The organism is Streptomyces sp. NPDC001393 (assembly GCF_053597455.1).
Genome location: NZ_JBSFIH010000022.1, coordinates 19,496 through 39,968, shown reverse-complemented (window position 1 = coordinate 39,968; position 20,473 = coordinate 19,496). Strand labels below are relative to the sequence as shown.

Genomic DNA, 20,473 nt, shown 5'->3' with positions numbered 1-20,473 from the left:
GCGTGGAACTCTCCGGGCACAACTCCGGCCAAATACGGACAGCTTGCGGCATGGCCCGGAAACGGTTCTGGTCTGGACCTCTTGACACCCGGATTGGTCTGGACCAACTTGTATGCCCAACGGTGGCCACCGCCTCTCTCCCCTCCCCGTCATGGCTCTCTCGCCGAACTCCCCTTCCCCACCGGAGGCCCCAGTGGACCATGCACCAGGCATACCCAGACCCCGCGGACGGCGAATCACCCTGTGGTCCGCCGCCACGGCGCTGGCCCTCTCCGTGGCAGGCCTCACCGCGGCCGCCGGCCCCGCCTCCGCCGCGGACGTGAACAACGTGCAGAACGCGGGCTTCGAGTCGGGCCTGTCCGGCTGGACGTGCACGGCCGGCAGCGGCACGACGGTCTCCTCCCCGGTGCACTCCGGCTCCGCCGCGCTGAAGGCGACCCCGGCCGGGCAGGACGACGCCCAGTGCACGCAGACGGTCGCGGTCCAGCCCAACTCGACGTACACGCTGAGCGCGTGGGTGCAGGGCGGCTACTCCTACCTGGGCGTGACGGGCACGGGCACGACGGACGTGTCCACGTGGACGCCGGACACCTCCGCCTGGAAACAGCTGTCGACGACGTTCACGACCGGCGCGTCAACAACCTCGGTCACGATCTACACGCACGGGTGGTACGGCCAGGCCGCCTACTACGCCGACGACGTCTCGGTCTACGGCCCCGACGGCGGCGGAGGCGGCGACCCGACGCCCACGGTCCCCTCGGCCCCCACCGGCCTGACCGTCTCGGGTACGGCCTCCTCCTCGGTCTCCCTGTCCTGGTCCCCGGTGTCGGGCGCGACGGGCTACAACGTCTACCGCGACGGCACGAAGGTGACGGCGGTGACGGGAACGGCGGCCACGGTGACGGGCCTGACGCCGTCGACCTCGTACTCCTTCCAGGTGACGGCGACGAACGCGGCGGGCGAGTCGGCGAAGTCCGCTTCGGTGACGGCCACGACGGCCTCCGGCGGCAGCAGTGGCGGTGGCGGTGGCTCCCTGCCCAAGCACGCGGTGACCGGCTACTGGCAGAACTTCAACAACGGCGCGACGGTCCAGAAGCTGTCGGACGTGCCGTCGTCGTACGACATCATCGCGGTGGCCTTCGCGGACGCCACGTCGACGCCGGGCGCCGTGACCTTCAACCTGGACTCGTCCGGCCTGGGCGGCTACACCGTGGACCAGTTCAAAGCGGACATCAAGGCCAAGCAGGCGGCCGGCAAGAAGGTCGTCATCTCGATCGGCGGCCAGAACGGCACGGTGTCGGTGAGCGACCCGACGTCGGCGACGAACTTCGCGAACTCCGTCTACTCCCTCATGCAGACGTACGGCTTCGACGGCGTCGACATCGACCTGGAGAACGGCCTCGACGCGACGTACATGACCCAGGCGCTGCGCGCCCTGTCCGCGAAGGCCGGCCCGTCCCTGATCATCACGATGGCCCCGCAGACGATCGACATGCAGTCGACGTCGAACGCGTACTTCCAGACGGCCCTGAACGTGAAGGACATCCTCACGGTCGTCAACATGCAGTACTACAACAGCGGTTCCATGCTGGGCTGCGACGGCAAGGTCTACAGCCAGGGTTCCGTGGACTTCCTCACCGCCCTCGCCTGCATCCAGCTCCAGGGCGGCCTCGCCCCGTCCCAGGTCGGCCTGGGCCTGCCGGCCTCGACGAGCGCGGCGGGCAGCGGCTACGTTTCCCCCACGGTGGTGAACAACGCCCTGGACTGCCTGACGGCCGGCACCAACTGCGGCTCCTTCAAGCCGTCCAAGACCTATCCCGACCTGCGGGGCGCGATGACCTGGTCGACGAACTGGGACGCGTCGGCGGGGAACGCGTGGTCGAGCGCGGTGGGGGCGCATGTGCACGCGTTGCCCTGACGCGCGCTTCGCTCAGCTACGGCGCCCGGGCCTCGGGAGGGGCTCGGGCGTCGCTCGTTGACGAGCAACTCCGGTCATGCGGCCCCCAGCTCACACCACACGTACTTGCCCTTGTCCCCCGAACCTGGCCGTCGGCCGCCATCCCCAGTACTCCGCACACGCCTTCACCAGCCCCAGCCCCCGCCCGTCCTCCAGCTCCCCCACCTGTTCCAGTGGACGCGGCGGGTCCGGCGGCGCCGGGTTGCTGTCCCACGCCCCGATCCACACGGTGCCCTCCGGGGTTCGGCGGACCCTGAGCGCGGCCGGTCCCTTCGTGTGGCGTACGGCGTTCGAGACCAGCTCCGTCGCCAGCAGCTCCGCCGTGTCCACCAGGCCGATCAGGCCGTGCAGGGTCAGGATCAGGCGCAGGGTGCGGCGACAGACGGTCACGGCTCTGAGGTCGTTCGGGATGTAGAGCGTGTAGTCCCAGGTCTCGATGGGCTCGTTTTCGGGCATGCGTCATCGACTCCGGTCGCTGAGGGGAGTTCGCACGCGGTGGCATTGCCGCAGCCGCCATGGCAGGACGAAGCGGTGCGCTTCCGCTGGGTGTGCGTTACATCACCGACGGTAAGGCCATAATTTGGGACCGCGCCAGCCGTTGCCGTAATCTGCCCCTCGAACGAGGGCAGTTGAGCGCGGGAGGAAGGCATGGCACGCAGGAAAGAGCCCACCGAACGTCACAAGCGTCTGGGTGCCGAGCTGCGGAAACTACGTGAAGCCGCAGGCCTCAAGGGACGCGAAGCCGCTGCGTTGCTCGGGACGGACTCGGCTCAGGTGAGTCAGATCGAGTTCGGCACGGCGGGTGTGAGCGGAGAGCGGGTGCGACAACTTGCCGCGCATTACGCCTGCACGGACCGTGAACTGGTCGCTGCCTTGGCAGCAATGGCTGCCGACCGGACCCAGGGCTGGTGGGAGGAGTACAGGGGCCGCCTGCCCACGTCGTTCCTGGACCTGTCGGAGCTGGAACACCACGCCACCTTCCGGTGGGACGTGGACTTCCTGCACATCCCCGGCCTCCTCCAGACCGAGGACTACGCACGGGCGATCTTCTCCCGGCGAGTTCCCGAACTTCCTCAAGGCGACGTCGAATTGCGGGTACATCACCGGATGCGGCGGCGGGTCATCCTCGAGCGAGTCGAACCGGTCCCGTACGAGGTGCTGGTGCACGAGGCGGCATTGCGCATCCGGGTAGGCGGTCGAGTCGCCGCACGGGCTCAGCTGGCCCGCATCCTGGAACTCTCCGAAGCAGACCATGTGACCGTACGCGTCATCCCCTTCGAGCTGGACGACTTCGCCGACATCACAGCCACCATGGTGTACGCCGGTGGCCCTGTCCCTCAGCTGGACACCGTCGTACGCGACGGCCCCCATGGCTCTTTTTTCATCGACTCCGAAGCGCAACTCGGGGTCTTCCGAACACTCTTCCGTAGAGTTAAGGGCGTGTCACTCGACCCCATTCGGTCGCGTGACCTCATCCACAGGCTGACCAAGGAACTGTGAGGTGCACCGTGACCACCCGGGACAACTGGCGGAAGTCTTCCTACTCCGGCAGCGGCGACGGCAACGCCTGCGTAGAGATCGCCGACCGCCACACCCACATAGCCATCCGCGACTCCAAAACCCCGGCCAGAGCCACCCTCACCTTCCCGGCCGGGGCCTTCGTCCCCTTCATCGACTCTCTGAAGGCGACTCCTCGGCGTCCTCGAAGTACGCGTCCAGCACCGCGTCCAGCTGCTCGTCCCACTCCTTGAAGAGGGACTTCGACGTCGCCTCGATCTCGATGGGATACCAGCGGCGCTCCGGTGTGTGGACGGTGATCGTGTAGCGCTTGCCGAAGCGGGGGATCTCCGTCTCCACCGCCGCGATCTCGTCCCAGCGGAACTCGCAGGACTCCTCGTCCAGACGGAGGCGGACGCCCTTGCGGTCGGCCACGATCTTCGCGCGGCGGTCGGCGGCCTCGAAGACCGGGCCGTCGTCGGGGCCGTCGTCGTCCGTGCTCGCGTCGGTCTCCGAGGTCTCGCCGGTCTCCGATGTCTCCTCGGGCGCCTTCGAGTCCTCCGGCTCTGCCGACTCCGCCGACGGCTCCGCGTCCCGCGGCTCCGGCTCGTCCGGCCTCGCCGACGCCGGGGCCGTGATCCCGGGGATGAACGCCGGGTCGAAACCGGCGCCCGTCACGGGCTCGGCCTTCAACGGCTCGGCCCCGGACGGCTTGCTGCTCGCTCCTATGCGCTGCTCCACGGCGGCAGTATGGACGACTTCCCTGTGCCGGAACCAGTCAGCCCGCTCATCCCCGGTTTCACTCACGTCACGTACACACGAACAAACCGACTACCGCCGCCACCGCGAACCCCGCCACCGACAGCACCGACTCCAGCACCGTCCAGGTGCGCAGCGTGTCGCGTTCGCTGATGCCGAAGTACTTGGCCACCATCCAGAAGCCACCGTCGTTGACGTGCGAGGCGAAGATGGAGCCTGCGGAGATCGCCATGATGACCAGGGCCACGAAGGCCTGGGAGTGGTGGCCCTCCGAGAGCAGGGGCGCCACGATGCCCGCCGTCGTCACGATCGCCACCGTCGCCGAGCCCTGGGCCACCCGCAGGACCAGTGAGATCAGGTACGACAGGACGATCACCGGCAGGCCCACGCCGTGGAACGTGTCCGACAGGGCCTGGGCCACGCCGCTCGCCTTCAGCACGGCGCCGAAGACCCCGCCCGCACCGACCACCAGCAGGATGTTGCCGACCGGCTTGAGGGAGGAAGTGGACACCGCCTCCAGGGACTTGCGGGACCAGCCGCGGCGGATGCCCAGCAGGTAGTAGGCCATCAGCAACGCGATGGTCAGGGCCACGAACGGGTGGCCGAAGAACTCCAGGACCGAGCGGGTTGGGGACGGGTCCAGGGCGATCGAGGAGAACGTGGCCGCGAGGATCAGGACCAGGGGCGTGCCGATGATGGCCAGGACCGTGGCGAGCGGGACCGGATGCTCCTGGGGTTCCACTCCTTGGGCCCGCTGTTCGGCCGCGACCGCCCGCTTCGCTTCCTCTGCCGCCTCGGCCATGTCCTGCGGTACGGCGACGAAGATCCGCTGTCCGATCCAGGCGGAGTACGCCCAGGCGGCCAGTACGGCCGGGATGCCGCAGACGATGCCCATGAGGATGACCCAGCCGAGCTGGACGTGCAGGAGGCCTGCGGCGGCGACCGGACCCGGGTGCGGGGGCAGGAAGGCGTGGGTCATGGAGAGGCCGGCCAGCAGGGGGAGGCAGTAGAGGAGGATCGATTTGCCGCCGCGCTTCGCCGCCGCGTAGACGAGCGGGGCCAGGACGAAGATGCCCACGTCGAAGAAGACCGGGATGCCGAAGACAAGGCCGGTCAGGCCCATGGCCAGGGGCGCGCGCCGCTCGCCGAACAGGGCCAGCAGGCGGGCCGCCAGCACCTCCGCGCCGCCGCTGACCTCCAGGATCGCGCCGAGCATGGTGCCCAGGCCGATGATGATCGCGACGTGACCGAGGATGCCTCCCATGCCGGACTCGATGGTGGAGACGGCGTCGGAACGCTGGACCGTGCCGAAGAGCTCGGTGACCGACAGGCCGGCCAGCAGGCCCACGGCTATGGAGACGGCCAGGAGGGCCACGAAGGGCTGCAGCCGGACCTTGATGATCAGGAAGAGCAGCAGGGCTATGCCGAGGGCCGCGACCGTGAGGAGGCCGGGGGTGCCGTCGAGGAGGAGGAGCAGGCCTCCGGTGTGGGGTGGTGGTGTGGCGGGGGCGGTTGCGGCAAGGGGGGCGGACATAGGGGGCATTCGGGGGTCCTCTGGGTAAGTACATGGTGCTTTCGGGCAGGGGGGATCGCGGTACGGCGGCCCGAAGGTGGGGGCCGTCGTACCGGGAGAGGGCGTGCGGGAGGTGAGGGACCGTCAGACGCTCAGCCGAGTACGGCGAGCGCGTCGATCTCGATGAGGAGGCCGGCCGGGAGACCGACGTAGACCGTGGTCCGGGCGGCGGGCGGCTGGGTGAGGCCCTGCTCCTCGAAGTACGCGTTGTAGATCTCGTTCATCTCGGCGAAGTGGTCCACGTCGGTCAGGTAGACGCGGATCATCATCACGTCGTCCCAGCTCGCGCCGCCCTCTTCGAGGATCGCCCTGACGTTGGCGAGGGTCTGGAGGGTCTGCTCGCGCAGGGTGGGACCGGCCGGCGTCGGGGGCTTGCCCTCCTCGGCGGGCAGGAAGCCGACCTGGCCGGCGACCTGGAGGATGTTGCCCTTCTTCACGCCGTGGGAGAACCGGGCGGGCGGGGTGGTGTGGGTCTTCGGGGTGAGCGCGATCTTGTCCGTCATTCGGGGTCCTTTACTGGCGTTCTTCCGGAGTACTCACCGCTGATCGCGTCCGCGGTACGGCGGACCTGCGGGAGCAGGGTGAGGAGTTCCTCGGCGGTGACGACCACGTTCGGCGCGGACACCGACATCGCGGCGACCACGCGGCCGTCGGCGCCGCGGATGGGGGCGGCGACACAGTTGATGGACTCCTCGTGGCCACCGAGGTCGGTGGCCCAGCCCTGTTCGCGCACCTTCTCCAACTCCCGCAGGAAGGCCGGGGCGTTGGGGGTCGAACGGGGCGTGTACAGGGGGTAGTCGAGCTTGTCCGCGAGGGCGCGGCGCTCGGCTTCGGGCAGGTCGGCGAGGAGGAGTTTGGCCACGGCAGCGACGGTGATGGCGACGGGCTTGCCGATCCGCGAGTACATGCGGACCGGGTAGCGGCTGTCCACCTTGTCGATGTAGAGGACCTCGCCCTCCTCGTACACGGCGAGGTGCACGGTGTGCCCGCAGGCCTCGTTCAGCCGTACGAGGTGGGGGTGGGCGATCTCGCGGACGTCGAGGTTCTCCATCGCCTCCTGGGCGAGGGCGAAGAGGCGGGCGCCGAGGCGGTAGCGCTGGTCGGACTGGCGGTAGACCAGGCCGTGTTCGTGCAGGGTGCGCAGGAGGCGGAGGGCCGTGGACTTGTGCACACCCAGGCGGTCGGCCACCTGGCCGAGGTCCGCCGGGCCCTCGGCGAGGAGCGGCAGGATGCTCAGGGCCCGGTCTACGGTCTGACTCATGGGGTGTTCGCCTCCTGTGTGGCCCGCTCGGCCTGCGTCCAGCCGGGGGCGAGTCGAAGTCTCCCCCATGCGGTGTCGTCCAGGGCGGTCAGGCGGTCGGCGTGGTCCCGGGCGGGCGGCGCGGCCAGGTCGCCGGGGGTGGTGAGGGCCGCGGCGGCGAAGAGGTGGCCGTGGCGGAGGCAGTCCCGTACGGGCAGGTCGCGGAGAGTGGCGGAAAGGAAGCCGGCGGCGAAGGCGTCTCCCGCGCCGACGTGGGCGACGACGTCCACCTGGGGAGCGCGGACGAACGTCGCGGTGCCGTCGGCGTCCTCCATACCGTCGCTGGTCCTGCAGAAGGCGGTGGCGCCGCCCTTGCCCTGCTTGACGACGACCATCGCCGGCTCGGGCAGCGCCCCGACGATGGACCGTCCGCCGTGCAGCCCCCAGGCGTCACGTGCCTCGTCGTCCCCCACGAACACGATGTCCGCGCGCCGCGCCAGGTCCAGCAGGACCCGCGGTCCGTCGGCGCCGCGCCACAGCGCGGGCCGGTAGTTGACGTCCAAGGACACCAGCGGACGGCCGGGGCGGGGTGCCGTCAGCTCACGCATCAGGTCCAGGCACTCGCCGGACAGTGCGGCCGTGATCCCCGACAGGTGCAACACCCGGCCCGCCCGCACCGCGCCGAGGTCCACGTTTCCCACCGACATCGCCGACGCCGCCGAACCCGCCCGGTAGTACGCCACCTCATGCGCACCCGTGCCCCGGTCGCCGGCCGTACGGAAGTAGACGCCGGTCGGGCGGTCCGGGTCCCGGGAGACGGACGAGACGTCGACGCCGTAGCCGGCGATGCGCTCCACCAGGTGGTCGCCGAAGCCGTCCGCGCCGACCCGGCCGACCCAGCGGACGGTGTGTCCGGCGGCGGCCAGCACGCAGGCCACGTTGGACTCGGCACCGCCGATCGCGCGGTCGAAGGAGGGCACGTCCGCGAGGCGGCCCGGCCCGCTGGGCAGGAAGGTGACCATGGACTCGCCGAGCGCCACCACGTCCACGGCATCCATGGCCGAACCCTTCACGCCGTAAGCAGCGTCCTTGATGATGACTCCTGTTCGATGCCCGGGCGACGGCTCCGTTGACCCGGTGTCGGCGAGATGCTAGACACCAAGCAGCAATACATGCAATGACCGTTGCAGATAGTGCAACGCGTCGAGAGAGGGGCTCCATGAGCAGCAGTGAAGCGCTCGCCCGGCTGGCCGAGGAACGTGTCGACCACCGCTTCAAGGGCCTCCCGCCGGACGCCGACGGCCTCACCGTCGGCGAACTGACCGCCCAGCGCCGCAACCTCTTCACGGAAGAAGCCGGAACCGGCGGCTTCACCACTCCCCTCCTCGTCCTCTCCGCCGAGCGGCTCGCGCACAACCTGGCGCTCATGGAGACGTACACCGCCCGGCACGGCCTCGCCTTCGCCCCGCACGGCAAGACCTCCATGGCCCCGCAGCTCTTCCACCGCCAGATCGAGCACGGCGCCTGGGGCATCACCCTGGCGGTGCCCCACCAGGTGCGCGTCGCCCGGGCGTTCGGCATCCAGCGGGTCTTCCTCGCCAACGAGTTGGTCGACGCCCCGGCGCTGCGGTGGATCGCCGCCGAACTCGCCGCCGACCCCGCCTTCCGGTTCGTCTGCTACGTCGACTCCGTGCGCGGCGTCGAGCTGATGGACGCCGCGCTGAAGGACTGCGCCCGGCCCGTCGAGGTCGTGATCGAGCTGGGCGCGGGCGACGGGGCCCGTACCGGTGTACGCACGGAGGCGGAGGCTCTGGCCGTCGCCGAGGCGGTGGCCGGTGCGCAGGCGCTGCGGCTCGTCGGTGTGGCGGGGTACGAGGCCCAGGTGCCGGACGCCTCCCCGGAACGGGTGCGGGAGTGGCTGGGCCGCCTGGTGGCGCTCGCCGTGGACCTCGACAAGGCCGGGCGGTTCGCCGACGCCGCCGAGATCGTGCTCAGCGCGGGCGGCAGCGAATGGTTCGACGCGGTCGCCGACGTCTTCGCCGCCGTACCCGAACTGTCTTTCCCCGTCCTGAAGCTGCTGCGCTCCGGCGCCTACGTCACGCACGACGACGTGCACTACAGCAGGCTGACACCGTTCAACCGGGTGCCCGAGGAGGGTGCCCTGGAGCCCGCGTTCCGGCTGTGGGCGCAGGTGATCTCCCGACCCTCTGCCACGGAGGCGTTCGTCAACGCGGGCAAGCGGGACGCCGCCTACGACCTCGACCTGCCGGTGGCGCACGTGGTGCGCCGGAACGGCACCGAGCTCCCGGCGACCGGCATCGAGGTGACCGCCCTGTCCGACCAGCATCTGTGGCTGCGCACGGAACCGGACGCGGACATCCAGGTCGGCGACTGGATCGGGCTAGGTCTGTCCCACCCGTGCACGTCGTTCGACAAGTGGCCGCTGATCCCGGTGGCCGAGGCTGACGGGACGGTCGTCGAGTACATCCGCACGTTCTTCTAGAGAATCTCAGGAGGCCTGGCATGGAGGACCTGGTCATCCGGGACGCCGACGTCGTCGACGGCAGCGGCGATCCGTCGTACCGGGCCGACGTGGTGATCGACGGCGGCCGGATCGCCGGAATCGTCAAGGAGGCCGCCGCGGCCGGCTGCCAGCGCCCGCGCGCCATGCGGGAGCTGGACGCGGAGGGCCTGGTCCTCTCCCCCGGCTTCATCGACATGCACGCCCACTCCGACCTCGCCCTGCTGCGCGACCCCGACCACAGCGCGAAGGCCGCGCAGGGGGTCACGCTGGAGGTCCTCGGGCAGGACGGGCTGTCGTACGCGCCCGTCGACGACCGCACGCTTCAGGAGGTGCGGCGGGCGATCACCGGGTGGAACGGGTACGGCGAGGACATCGACTTCGACTGGCGGTCGGTGGGTGAGTACCTCGACCGGCTGGATCGCGGGATCGCCGTGAACGCGGCCTACCTCATCCCCCAGGGCACGGTCCGCGCGCTCGTCGTGGGCTGGGAGGACCGCGCGGCCACGCCGGAAGAGCTGGACCGGATGCGGGAGTTGGTCGCGCAGGGGCTGGAGCAGGGCGCGGTCGGGCTGTCCTCGGGGCTGACGTACACGCCCGGCATGTACGCCCCGGACGCCGAACTGACCGAGCTGTGCCGGGTGGTGGCCGCGTACGGCGGCTACTACTGCCCGCACCACCGCTCCTACGGTGCCGGCGCGCTGGAGGCGTACGCCGAGATGGTCGCCCTGGCGCGGGAGGCCGGCTGTCCGCTGCACCTGGCCCACGCGACGATGAACTTCGGCGTGAACGAGGGCCGGGCGCCGGAGCTGCTGGCCCTGCTGGACCGGGCGCTGGATGCCGGCGCGGACATCACCCTCGACACCTACCCCTACACCCCCGGCTGCACCACCCTGGCCGCGCTGCTGCCGAGCTGGGCGAGCGAGGGCGGCCCTGAGGAGATCCTGGCGCGGCTCACCGACCCGGCGACGGCCGCGCGGATCCGGCACGACCTGGAGGTGACGGGCTCGGACGGCTGCCACGGGGTGCCGGTGGAGTGGGAGACCATCGAGATCTCCGGCGTCACCGACCCGGCACTCGGCGATCTCGTGGGCCGTACGGTCCGGGAGGCGGCCGGCCTGCGTGGCGAGGCGCCGTGGGACACCGCCCGGCGGCTGCTGGTTGGGGACCGGCTCGGCCCGACGATCCTCCAGCACGTCGGCCACGAGGACAACGTCCGCACGATCATGCGGCACCGCACCCACACCGGCGGCTCGGACGGCATCCTGCGCGGCGACAAGCCGCACCCGCGCGCCTACGGCACCTTCCCGCGCTATCTCGGCCACTACGTACGGGAGTTGGGGATCCTGTCACTGGAGGAGTGCGTCGCGCATCTCACGTCCCGGCCCGCGGCCCGGCTGCGGCTGCCGGACCGGGGGCTGGTGCGCGAGGGGTACCGGGCCGACCTGGTGCTGTTCGACCCGGACACGGTGGCGCCCGGCGCGACGTACGCCGCGCCCCGCACGCCGCCGACCGGCATCCCGTACGTCCTGGTCGACGGCCGGTTCGTCATCGAGGACGGGAAGCGGACGGACGTGCTCGCGGGCCGGTCCGTCCGCCGTACTCCCGTGTGACCGTATGACCGTTACGGCTTGGGAAGGACGCAGCCGGTCGCGCTCAGGTCCAGCTTGTTGCCCATGGTGAAGCAGGCGGGGATCTGGTAGGTCTCCTCGGCGTAGTTGATGCCCTGGTGGATGGTGACGTTGCCGCTCTCGTCCACCTCGCACGGGTTGTTCACCGTGCAGGTCTCGCCGTCCTCGTTGCCGGTGTTGTTGACGGCTACGACCTTGCCGGTGGTGGTGTCGATGACCGGGGAACCCGAGGTGCCGCCGATGGTGTTGCAGGAGGAGGTGTAGCGGAGGGAGTCCTTCCAGGTCCAGTCGCCCTCCTTCAGCCGGTAGACGAAGCCGTCGATGCTGCAGCTGTAGGTGCGCTTCCAGTAGCCGGAGACGACCTTGATGGCGGTACCGGCGGTGGGGTGGGTGTCGTTCACGGTGAGCGGGCTGATCCCGTACGCGCTCTTGATCTGGGCGTAGGTGGTGGTCAGCCGGTAGATCGTGATGTCCGTGTCCGTCATGGTCGAGTAGACGACCTGGTTGGCGCGGAGGGTGGCGACCTTGCCGCCGGAGGCGTTCAGCAGGCCGAAGGTACGGCTGGAGGACTGGCCGGTGATGACCTGGCCGGGGTCCGGGAAGCCGGTCTCCAGGCAGTGGCCGTTGGTGAGTACGAGCGCCGGGTCGCTGTCGGCCGAGTTGGGGAAGCGGATGACGGAGCCGGAGCAGTCGCTGAGCGCGACGGTGCCGGCGAAGTTGACGGTCACGGCGGGCTTGGTGGCGGGCTTGAGGGTGGTGTGCGGCGCGGCGACGGCGGGGGTGGCGCCCAGCCCGGCCATGGCCAGGGAGGAGAGTGCGGCAAGGAGAGGCTTGTTCATGTGGGGGTCCCCTCTACGACATTGTCATGTGCATTGTCATTGCGAGAGGGGGGCGGGAACAAGAAGCCGGGCCAGGTCGTAGGGGTTTCCCTCTGTGGAGAGCTCGGCACGACAACTGGCCCTGAGTGACCGGAGTTGGCGTGAAGGCCGGGGTCCGCCGGTCAGTGCGGGTGCTTCGTGGCTCCGTGGCCATGGCCCCGGCCGCCGGGGAGGCCGGGCTCGGAAGTGGTCGGAGCGGCCGCGGTCGCCGTCGGCGCGGGCGCCCGGGACGTGGCGGGGGCCGCGGCGGACGCCGAGGCGGTCGGACCGTCGCTCGACGACCCCTGGGACTCCCGGTCCGGGGAGGAGGCCGAGCCCGACGGTGGGTGCGCGGGGGAACCGGCGGCAGCCGTCGACGCGCCCGCGGCCGGGGAGCCGGTGTCCGTGCCGGGGCTCGCGGTGACGGACCGGCCGACGGCCGGACCGGACCCGTCCGGGGCGGGAGAGTCCGAGCCGCCCGCCAGCGCGGCGATCACCGCGAGGGTGCCGGCCGCCCCCAGCGCGCCGGCGACGACCACCACCCGGCGCCGAGCGGTCGGCCGCCGCTGCTGCCGCCGCCGCGCGGCGCGCCCCCTGACGGCAACGTCCGGCTCGCCCGGCGCCGGGACCGCGGGCAGCTCGCGGGTCCGGCCGTTCTCGCGGGCCTGGTCATAGGCGTCCTGCCAGCCGTGAGCGGCCGCGGGGTCGGCGTACTCGTCGTACGCCGGAACGGAGGCCGACTGCGGAAGGTACACATTCGGCGGGAGCGCGTCCGGTGCCGCGTGGCCCGCCTGCGGCGGAGCCGGTGCCGGTGCCGGAGGGTGCGAGTGGTTCCCGGGTGCAGGAGCCGGTGTGCGGCCGCCGTCCGGCCCGTGTCCGCCGTCCGTCCCCATCCCTGTGTACCTCCCCGCCCCGCGCCGTCGCCGTGCGGACCCGGCGCCCGGCGGCACCGCATTCTAGGGACGTGAGTGACCGCTGAGACAGCCGATGGACATACCGGGACAAACCAATGTGTCTCGCGTGTCGGAAAACACGACCCATGAGGCATTACCGGGCCGTAAGCTCACCACATGCAGGTGATCCAGTCGACCAAGCTCGCCAACGTCTGTTACGAGATCCGGGGCCCGGTTCTCGAGGAGGCCATGCGGCTTGAGGCGGCGGGGCACCGCATCCTCAAGCTCAACACCGGCAACCCGGCCGCCTTCGGCTTCGAGTGCCCCCCGGAGATCCTGGAGGACATCCTCCGCAACGTCTCCACCGCGCACGGCTACGGCGACGCCAAGGGCCTGCTCGCCGCCCGCCGCGCCGTCGTCATGCACAACCAGACCATCGGCATCGAGACGGACGTCGAGCACGTCTTCATCGGCAACGGCGTCTCCGAGCTGATCGTGATGGCGATGCAGGGGCTGCTCGACGACGGCGACGAGGTCCTCGTACCGGCCCCGGACTACCCGCTGTGGACGGCGGCCGTCTCCCTCTCCGGCGGTACGGCGGTGCACTACCGCTGCGACGAGCAGTCGGACTGGATGCCCGACCTCGCCGACGTCGAGCGCAAGGTCACCGACCGCACCAAGGCCATCGTCATCATCAACCCGAACAACCCGACGGGCGCCGTCTACGACGAGGCCGTGCTCAAGGGGCTGACGGACATCGCCCGCCGGCACAACCTGCTGGTCTGCTCGGACGAGATCTACGACAAGATCCTCTACGACGGCGCCACGCACACCCCGACCGCGAAGATCGCCCCGGATCTGCTCACCCTCACCTTCAACGGCATGTCGAAGGCGTACCGGGTGGCCGGCTACCGGGTCGGCTGGATGTCGATCTCCGGCCCGCGCGCCCACGCCGACTCCTACATCGAGGGCCTGACGATCCTGGCGAACATGCGGCTGTGCGCCAACATGCCGGGACAGCACGGGGTGGTCGCCGCGCTCAGCGGACGGCAGTCGATCAACGACCTGGTGCTGCCGGGCGGGCGGCTGAAGGAGCAGGTGGACACGGCGTACGAGCTGCTGACGCAGATCCCGGGCGTCAGCTGCGTCCGCCCCAGGGGCGCGCTGTACCTCTTCCCGCGGCTCGACCCTCAGGTCTTCAAGATCAGGGACGACCGCCAGATGGTCCTGGACCTGCTGCGCCAGGAGAAGATCATGGTCGTCCAGGGCACGGGCTTCAACTGGCCCGAGCCGGACCACTTCCGGGTGGTGACCCTGCCGTCGGTCGGCGACCTCCGGGACGCGATCACCCGGATCGGGAACTTCCTGGACGGGTACGGCCAGCCGTAGCGGAGAGAGTCCTGGGGACTCCTTACCGTGACCCGACTCAACTTTAGACGAAATCCAAGCTAGGATGGCTTCCTGTCAGAGCACAGGAGGCCATCCCCATGTACGAACCGATCCGCACCAAGTCGGTCCACAGCAAGATGGCCGGCACCGCCTCCGACTTCCCCCACCGGTCGCGCGAGGAGGAGTTGGACATCCAGCTCGCCGGCCACCTCGCCGCGCTGCTCGCCGTGACCGACGAGCTGCGCGGGCTGACCCCGTCGGCCGACCTGGAGGCCTCCGCCGAGCGGCTCGCCGAGCAGGTGGCCCGGCTCCGGGGAGGCCGCGCCCCGCTGCGGGCGACGCCGTCCGCCGCCGGCGACGCCGTGGCGCTGCACCGGCGGGCGCACGCCCTCGCCGGGCGTGCGCTCGTGGTCGCCGCCTCGCGCGCCGACACCGCGGCGGCGATCCTCGCGGCCGAGCGGATGGACGCGCACGCCGACGCGCTGTCGGAGCCGAAGGAACTGAGCACCACCGCCTGACCCCGCCGGGGTCCCACGATCGGCCCCGGTCCGCGTGCACCCGCAGCGACGCGCGGACCGGGCGCCATACACTGCGCTGGCTTTGGCCGGGTTCTTGGGGTGCGGGGCGTTTCGTCGGTGCGGTGGGTCGGGCCGCGTCTCGCCGTAGGGGCTTGAGGTCGTTCTGCGGCTGCCTGTGGTTCGTGGTTGCTCGCGCAGTTCCCCGCGCCCCTTCGGGGCGCGTTGCCGTACATGGGCGAGGGCCTGCCGTCGTGTTCCCGCGGGGCGGCGGGGACGTGACGACAGGCCCAGGACCCCCACGCCGTTGTGCGGGCCTCGCCGGTATGTCACCACGGCCGGCCGGGACGATCGCTGGTCAGGGCACGGCGGCCGGCCGTGGAGTCTCAGGGGGGGGACTAGCCCAGGCGCTCCACCAGCGCGTGGTACTGGTCCCACAGCTCCTTCGGGGTGTGGTCGCCGAAGGTGTTGAGGTGCTCGGGCACGAGCGCCGCCTCCTCGCGCCAGACGTCCTTGTCGACGGTGAGCAGGAAGTCCAGGTCGGAGTCGGAGAGTTCGAGACCGCTGGTGTCGAGGGCCGCCTTCGTCGGCAGCACGCCGATCGGAGTCTCGACGCCCTCGGCCCTGCCGTCCAGGCGGTCCACGATCCACTTCAGGACGCGGGAGTTCTCACCGAAGCCCGGCCAGACGAACTTGCCCTCGTCGTTCTTGCGGAACCAGTTGACGTAGTAGATCTTCGGCAGCTTGGACTGGTCCCTGCCCTTGGCCACGTCGATCCAGTGACCCATGTAGTCGCCCATGTTGTAGCCGCAGAACGGCAGCATCGCGAACGGGTCGCGGCGCAGCTCGCCGACCTTGCCCTCGGCGGCGGCGGTCTTCTCGGAGGCCACGTTGGCGCCGAGGAAGACGCCGTGGTTCCAGTCGAAGGACTCCGTCACCAGCGGCACCGCGGAGGCGCGGCGGCCACCGAAGAGGATCGCCGAGATCGGCACGCCCTTGGGGTCCTCCCACTCCGGCGCGATGATCGGGCACTGCGAGGCGGGGGTGGTGAAGCGGGCGTTGGGGTGCGCGGCGGGCTCGGCGGACTCCGGGGTCCAGTCGCGGCCCTTCCAGTCCGTCAGGTGGGCCGGGGTCTCCTCCGTCATGCCCTCCCACCACACGTCGCCGTCGTCGGTGAGGGCGACGTTGGTGAAGACCGAGTTGCCCCACAGGGTCTTCATGGCGTTGGCGTTGGTGTGCTCGCCGGTGCCGGGCGCGACGCCGAAGAAGCCGGCCTCCGGGTTGATCGCGTACAGGCGGCCGTCCTCGCCGAAGCGCATCCAGGCGATGTCGTCGCCGATGGTCTCCACGGTCCAGCCGGAGATCGTGGGCTCCAGCATGGCGAGGTTGGTCTTGCCGCAGGCGCTCGGGAAGGCGGCGGCGACGTACTTGGACTCGCCCTGCGGCGGGGTGAGCTTGAGGATCAGCATGTGCTCGGCCAGCCAGCCCTCGTCACGCGCCATGACCGAGGCGATCCGCAGCGCGTAGCACTTCTTGCCGAGCAGGGCGTTGCCGCCGTAGCCGGAGCCGTAGGACCAGATCTCGCGGTCCTCGGGGAAGTGCGAGATGTACTTGGTGGAGTTGCACGGCCACGGCACGTCCTGCTGGCCCTGCTCCAGCGGGGCGCCGAGGGAGTGGACGGCCTTGACGAAGAAGCCGCTGTCGCCGAGTTCGTCCAGGACGGCCTGGCCCATGCGCGTCATCGTGCGCATGGAGACGGCGACGTAGGCGGAGTCGGTGATCTCCACGCCGATCGCGGACAGCGGGGAGCCGAGCGGGCCCATGCAGAACGGGACGACGTACATGGTGCGGCCCCGCATGGAGCCACGGAACAGGCCCTTCTCGCCGCTGAAGATCTCCCGCATCTCGGCGGGGGCCTTCCAGTGGTTGGTCGGACCCGCGTCCTCCTCCTTCTCGGAGCAGATGAAGGTCCGGTCCTCGACGCGCGCGACGTCGGTCGGGTCGGAGGCCGCGTAGTAGGAGTTGGGGCGCTTGATCGGGTCGAGTTTCCTGAAGGTGCCCTTGGCCACGAGCTCTTCGCACAGCCGCTCGTACTCCGCCTCGGACCCGTCACACCAGACCACACTGTCCGGCTGCGTCAGTTCGGCGATCTCGTTGACCCAGGAGATCAGTTCCTGGTGGTTGGTGGGAACGCTGGTAGCCGAGTTGTCGCGCGCCACGGTTGCTCCTAAGTGAGGGATTTATACCCTGGTGAGGGATTTTGTCCTTGTTGCCCCGTGGGGGCTGCGACCCGGACGCTTCGCGGGATGCTCATCCGGTGCCGACCGCACTCATTTGATCATCCGCCCAGAGTGCGCATCCGTCCAGGGGGCCTCACAGGTGAGCGAAGTGAGGAAGGCCACGGTTTCCAGGCCCGTTTGCGTTCCCTTTACGTCCAGGTTTGCGTCACCTGAAGGTCTTTTTGCGTTCGATGAACCAAGTCCCGCTCTGACACCCGACTTACGGTGCCGTAGGTACCATGCCCCGCATGACTGCGTCCGTCCCCGACGCGCCCACGGACACGCCGGCCGCCGGCCGCGGTCCCGCGCTCTCGCTGCCGCAACAGGTCAAGCCGAAGCTCCGCGGCTGGCTGCACCTCGGCATGTTCCCGGCCGTGCTCATAGCGGGCCTCGTGCTCACCGCCCTCGCGGACTCCACCAGAGGCCGCATCGCCTGCGGGATCTACGTCCTGACGGCCTGCCTGCTCTTCGGCGTCAGCGCGCTGTACCACCGGGGCAACTGGAGCCCCCGCATGGACGGCGTCCTGCGCCGCCTGGACCACGCCAACATCTTCCTGATCATCGCGGGCACCTACACCCCGCTGACCCTGCTGCTCCTGCCCGGAACCAAGGGCCGCTGGCTGCTGTGGGGCATCTGGGGCGCCGCCGCGGCCGGCATCGTCTTCCGCGTCTTCTGGGTGGGCGCCCCGCGATGGCTCTACACGCCCTGCTACATAGCGATGGGCTGGGCGGCCGTGTTCTTCCTGCCCGACTTCATGCGCACCGGCGGCATCGCGGTCCTGGTCCTCGTGATCGTCGGCGGTCTGCTCTACAGCGCCGGCGGCGTGATCTACGGCATCAAGCGCCCGAACCCCTCACCGCGCTGGTTCGGCTTCCACGAGGTCTTCCACTCCTTCACCCTCGCCGCGTTCGTCGTCCACTACGTCGGCATCTCGCTGGTGGCCTACCAGCACGCCTGACCCACCACCCCGCCCCCACCCCTCTTCGGCCACGGCTCGTCAGCCGTGGCCGTTTTCGTATGCCTGCCATCGGCTACCGATTGACAGTCCCATGATTTTGATAGCTACTCTCATTTCATGGCTACTGTCATTCACGCGGACGAGACGCGGCGCGACCCCCGCCGCTGGTGGGCCCTCGGGGCCCTGGTCGCGAGCATGCTGGTGCTCGCCTTCGACTCGACGATCCTCAACGTGGCCCTGCCCACCATGGCCGGGCAGCTCGGCGCCACGACCGGGCAGCAGCTGGGGGTCCCCCCAGGCGTTTAGCACTGGGGGAGGATGATGGACGCGTACATCGTCGCCTTCGCCGCGCTGATGCTCCCGGCAGGCCTGCTCGGCGACCGCTTCGGCCGCCGTCTGATGCTGATCGCCGGACTCCTGGTCTTCCTGGCGGGCTCGGTGCTCGGCGCCCTGGCCGGCGAGGTGACCACCGTGATCGCCGCCCGCGCGGTCATGGGCATCGGCGCCGCGCTGATCATGCCGCTGTCGCTGTCCGTGCTGCCCGCGCTGTTCCGCCCGGACGAGCGCGGCAAGGCCGTCGCCATGATCTCCGCCGCCTCGGCGCTCGGCATGCCGCTCGGCCCGCTGGTCGGCGGCTGGCTGCTGAACCACTTCTGGTGGGGCTCGGTCTTCCTGATCAACATCCCGATGGCCGCGATCGGCATCGCCGCCTGCGCGTTCCTGCTGCCCGAGACCTGCGACCCGGCGAGCCCCAGGGTCGACCTCGTCTCCACCGCGCTCACCGCGACCGGACTGGGCGCCCTGATCTACGCCGTCATCGAGGCCCCGGACCGCGGCTGGACCGATGCGCTGGTGCTGGCCATGTTCGCGGCGGCCGCCGTCCTGCTGGCCTCCCTGGTCCTGCGCGAACGCCGGACGGCCCGCCCCATGCTGGACATGGCCCTGCTCGGCCGGCGCGGCTTCCTGCTCAACACCGTCGCCGCGACCCTGGTGATGTTCGTCCTGTCGGGCCTGATGTTCGCGGTGCCGACGTACCTCCAGGCGGTCCTCGGCCACGACGCCTTCGGTACCGGACTGAGGCTGCTGCCGATGATGGGCGGGCTGATGGTCGCCGCCAAGGGTGCGCAGGCCGCCGTCGCCCGGTTCGGGGCCCGCGCGGTGGTCAGTGCCGGCCTGGTCGTCCTGGCCTTCGCCGCCCTGCTGGGCAGCCGTTCGACGGCCGACTCCGGCTACGGATTCACCGCGCTCTGGCTGGCTCTCGCCGGCCTCGGCTTCGGCTTCTCCGTCGTCCCGGCGATGGACGGCGCCCTCGGTGCCCTGCCCGCCGACCGGGCCGGCTGGGGGTCCCCCCACGCCTTTCGGGCAGTGGGGGAGGTTCCGGGCTGCTCAGCACCTTCCGTCAGGTCGGCGGCGCGATCGGGGTCGCCCTGCTCGGCAGCCTCCTCGCGAGCGCCTTCCGCGACCGGCTCGACGTGGCCGGGCTGCCCGGTCCGGTGGCGCACACCGCCAAGGAGTCCGTGGTCGCCGCGCAAATGGTCGCCGTCAAGGCCCACTCCGCCCACCTCGCGGCCTCCGCGAACAGCGCCTTCGTCCACGGCCTGACCCTGGTGCTGCTGGTGTGCGGCATCGCCTCCCTCCTCTCGGCCCTGCTCGCGGCGCTGCTGCTGCCGGACACCCCCGCGGTGCAGCGCGCCGGGCGGAAGGAGACCCCGGCCGTGGCCGCCCCCGTCGCGGATGCCTGACAATGACCGTCATGACGGCCGCACGCACCCCCAGCACCTCCCCCGCCGACCGGCCCCGCCTCAGCCTGCGGGAACGCAAGAAGATCAAGACCCGGGAGGCGATCCGCGCGGCGACGTACGCACTGATCCGGGAGCAGGGCTACGACGCCACGACGATCGACCAGATCGCCGAGCGGGCCGAGGTGTCGCCGTCGACCGTCTTCCGGTACTTCCCGACCAAGGAGGACATCGTCCTCACGGACGAGTACGACCCGGTCATCCTGGAGGAGATCAAGGCACGGCCCGCCGGCGAACCCTGGTCCGAGACCATCCGGTACGTCCTGCACCGGGCCGTCGGGCTCGCCATGGCCGACGAGCCCGCGGTGACCCGGCTGCGCACCCACCTCATGGTCCAGGTCCCCGCGGTGCGCTCGCGGATGGTGGAGAGCATGTCGACCACCGGCCGCATGCTCTGTCAGGCCATCGGCGAGCGCACCGGCCGCGACCCGGACGGCCTGGAGGTCCGGGTCTACGCCATGTGTCTGATCGGCGGGCTCATGGAGACCTCCCTGTACTGGGCGGAGAACGACCACCGGGACGACTTCACGGCCCTGATCGACCGCGCTCTGGACGTCATGGAGCACGGCCTGCCCAGCGAAAACCGCTGAGGCGCGGGCGCCGT

General features: G+C 70.5%; 17 protein-coding genes and 2 pseudogenes. 10 read left to right on the top strand and 9 right to left on the bottom strand.

Annotated elements, in window-relative coordinates:
• Nucleotides 1–193 precede the first annotated feature (193 nt).
• Complete coding sequence (locus ACWC2T_RS23335; RefSeq protein WP_450672272.1) at nucleotides 194–1,918, top strand: chitinase; 1,725 nt, start codon at nucleotides 194–196, stop codon at nucleotides 1,916–1,918.
• 74 nt (nucleotides 1,919–1,992) lie between these two features.
• Here the strand turns inward: ACWC2T_RS23335 and ACWC2T_RS23330 are convergent.
• Nucleotides 1,993–2,413: pseudogene (locus tag ACWC2T_RS23330) on the bottom strand (ATP-binding protein).
• Nucleotides 2,414–2,605: 192 nt separating this feature from the next.
• On the opposite strand from ACWC2T_RS23330, the gene ACWC2T_RS23325 reads away from it, so the two are divergent.
• On the top strand, nucleotides 2,606–3,457 hold the full coding sequence (locus ACWC2T_RS23325; RefSeq protein ID WP_450672271.1) for a helix-turn-helix domain-containing protein: 852 nt from the start codon (nucleotides 2,606–2,608) through the stop codon (nucleotides 3,455–3,457).
• 8 nt (nucleotides 3,458–3,465) lie between these two features.
• Nucleotides 3,466–3,708, top strand: coding sequence for a DUF397 domain-containing protein (locus ACWC2T_RS23320; RefSeq protein ID WP_450672270.1), 243 nt, complete (start codon nucleotides 3,466–3,468; stop codon nucleotides 3,706–3,708).
• On the opposite strand, the gene ACWC2T_RS23315 is transcribed toward ACWC2T_RS23320, so the two are convergent.
• The 5 genes from ACWC2T_RS23315 to ACWC2T_RS23295 all read right to left on the bottom strand — a co-directional run bounded on the left by ACWC2T_RS23315 (nucleotide 3,626) and on the right by ACWC2T_RS23295 (nucleotide 8,084).
• Nucleotides 3,626–4,195, bottom strand: a complete 570-nt coding sequence (locus ACWC2T_RS23315; RefSeq protein WP_450672269.1) for a hypothetical protein — start codon at nucleotides 4,193–4,195, stop codon at nucleotides 3,626–3,628. The two genes, ACWC2T_RS23320 and ACWC2T_RS23315, sit on opposite strands and share 83 nt — an antisense overlap.
• Nucleotides 4,196–4,262: 67 nt before the next feature.
• Nucleotides 4,263–5,747, bottom strand: a complete 1,485-nt coding sequence (locus ACWC2T_RS23310) for a GntP family permease (protein WP_450672356.1) — start codon at nucleotides 5,745–5,747, stop codon at nucleotides 4,263–4,265.
• Between the two features lie 131 nt (nucleotides 5,748–5,878).
• Nucleotides 5,879–6,289 (bottom strand): RidA family protein, encoded by a 411-nt coding sequence (locus tag ACWC2T_RS23305; RefSeq protein ID WP_450672268.1) that lies wholly within the window; start codon nucleotides 6,287–6,289, stop codon nucleotides 5,879–5,881.
• Nucleotides 6,286–7,047 carry an IclR family transcriptional regulator gene (locus ACWC2T_RS23300; RefSeq protein ID WP_450672267.1) on the bottom strand — a complete coding sequence of 254 codons (762 nt, stop codon included), beginning with the start codon at nucleotides 7,045–7,047 and terminating at the stop codon, nucleotides 6,286–6,288. The genes ACWC2T_RS23305 and ACWC2T_RS23300 overlap by 4 nt, the downstream gene beginning before the upstream one ends.
• Complete coding sequence (locus tag ACWC2T_RS23295; protein ID WP_450672266.1) at nucleotides 7,044–8,084, bottom strand: sugar kinase; 1,041 nt, start codon at nucleotides 8,082–8,084, stop codon at nucleotides 7,044–7,046. Before ACWC2T_RS23295 ends, ACWC2T_RS23300 begins: the two co-directional genes overlap by 4 nt.
• Nucleotides 8,085–8,245: 161 nt before the next feature.
• On the opposite strand from ACWC2T_RS23295, the gene ACWC2T_RS23290 reads away from it, so the two are divergent.
• Nucleotides 8,246–9,529 (top strand): alanine racemase, encoded by a 1,284-nt coding sequence (locus ACWC2T_RS23290; protein ID WP_450672265.1) that lies wholly within the window; start codon nucleotides 8,246–8,248, stop codon nucleotides 9,527–9,529.
• Nucleotides 9,530–9,549: 20 nt separating this feature from the next.
• Nucleotides 9,550–11,160: an N-acyl-D-amino-acid deacylase family protein gene (locus ACWC2T_RS23285; RefSeq protein WP_450672264.1), complete on the top strand. Its 1,611-nt coding sequence runs from the start codon at nucleotides 9,550–9,552 to the stop codon at nucleotides 11,158–11,160.
• Nucleotides 11,161–11,171: 11 nt separating this feature from the next.
• Here ACWC2T_RS23285 and ACWC2T_RS23280 read toward each other — a convergent pair whose 3' ends face one another.
• Together ACWC2T_RS23280 and ACWC2T_RS23275 are read right to left on the bottom strand one after the other, a co-directional pair.
• The gene (locus ACWC2T_RS23280) at nucleotides 11,172–12,017 is read right to left on the bottom strand and encodes a trypsin-like serine peptidase (RefSeq protein WP_450672263.1); all 846 of its coding nucleotides are present in this window, start codon (nucleotides 12,015–12,017) and stop codon (nucleotides 11,172–11,174) included.
• Between the two features lie 161 nt (nucleotides 12,018–12,178).
• Nucleotides 12,179–12,790, bottom strand: a complete 612-nt coding sequence (locus tag ACWC2T_RS23275) for a hypothetical protein (protein WP_450672262.1) — start codon at nucleotides 12,788–12,790, stop codon at nucleotides 12,179–12,181.
• A gap of 315 nt (nucleotides 12,791–13,105) precedes the next feature.
• Between ACWC2T_RS23275 and ACWC2T_RS23270 the strand changes: the two genes are divergently transcribed.
• Together ACWC2T_RS23270 and ACWC2T_RS23265 are read left to right on the top strand one after the other, a co-directional pair.
• Nucleotides 13,106–14,317, top strand: a complete 1,212-nt coding sequence (locus ACWC2T_RS23270; RefSeq protein ID WP_450672261.1) for a pyridoxal phosphate-dependent aminotransferase — start codon at nucleotides 13,106–13,108, stop codon at nucleotides 14,315–14,317.
• A 98-nt stretch (nucleotides 14,318–14,415) separates the two neighbouring features.
• Nucleotides 14,416–14,835, top strand: a complete 420-nt coding sequence (locus ACWC2T_RS23265) for an SCO4983 family protein (protein WP_450672260.1) — start codon at nucleotides 14,416–14,418, stop codon at nucleotides 14,833–14,835.
• Nucleotides 14,836–15,230: 395 nt separating this feature from the next.
• Here ACWC2T_RS23265 and ACWC2T_RS23260 read toward each other — a convergent pair whose 3' ends face one another.
• Nucleotides 15,231–17,051, bottom strand: a complete 1,821-nt coding sequence (locus ACWC2T_RS23260; protein ID WP_450672259.1) for a phosphoenolpyruvate carboxykinase (GTP) — start codon at nucleotides 17,049–17,051, stop codon at nucleotides 15,231–15,233.
• Between the two features lie 308 nt (nucleotides 17,052–17,359).
• Here ACWC2T_RS23260 and trhA point away from each other — a divergent pair, with 308 nt between their 5' ends.
• The 3 genes and pseudogenes from trhA to ACWC2T_RS23245 all read left to right on the top strand — a co-directional run bounded on the left by trhA (nucleotide 17,360) and on the right by ACWC2T_RS23245 (nucleotide 20,459).
• Complete coding sequence (gene trhA / locus ACWC2T_RS23255) at nucleotides 17,360–18,070, top strand: PAQR family membrane homeostasis protein TrhA (RefSeq protein WP_450672258.1); 711 nt, start codon at nucleotides 17,360–17,362, stop codon at nucleotides 18,068–18,070.
• 117 nt (nucleotides 18,071–18,187) lie between these two features.
• Nucleotides 18,188–19,812, top strand: a pseudogene (locus ACWC2T_RS23250) (MFS transporter).
• Nucleotides 19,813–19,823: 11 nt separating this feature from the next.
• Nucleotides 19,824–20,459, top strand: a complete 636-nt coding sequence (locus ACWC2T_RS23245; RefSeq protein ID WP_450672257.1) for a TetR/AcrR family transcriptional regulator — start codon at nucleotides 19,824–19,826, stop codon at nucleotides 20,457–20,459.
• Nucleotides 20,460–20,473 lie beyond the last annotated feature (14 nt).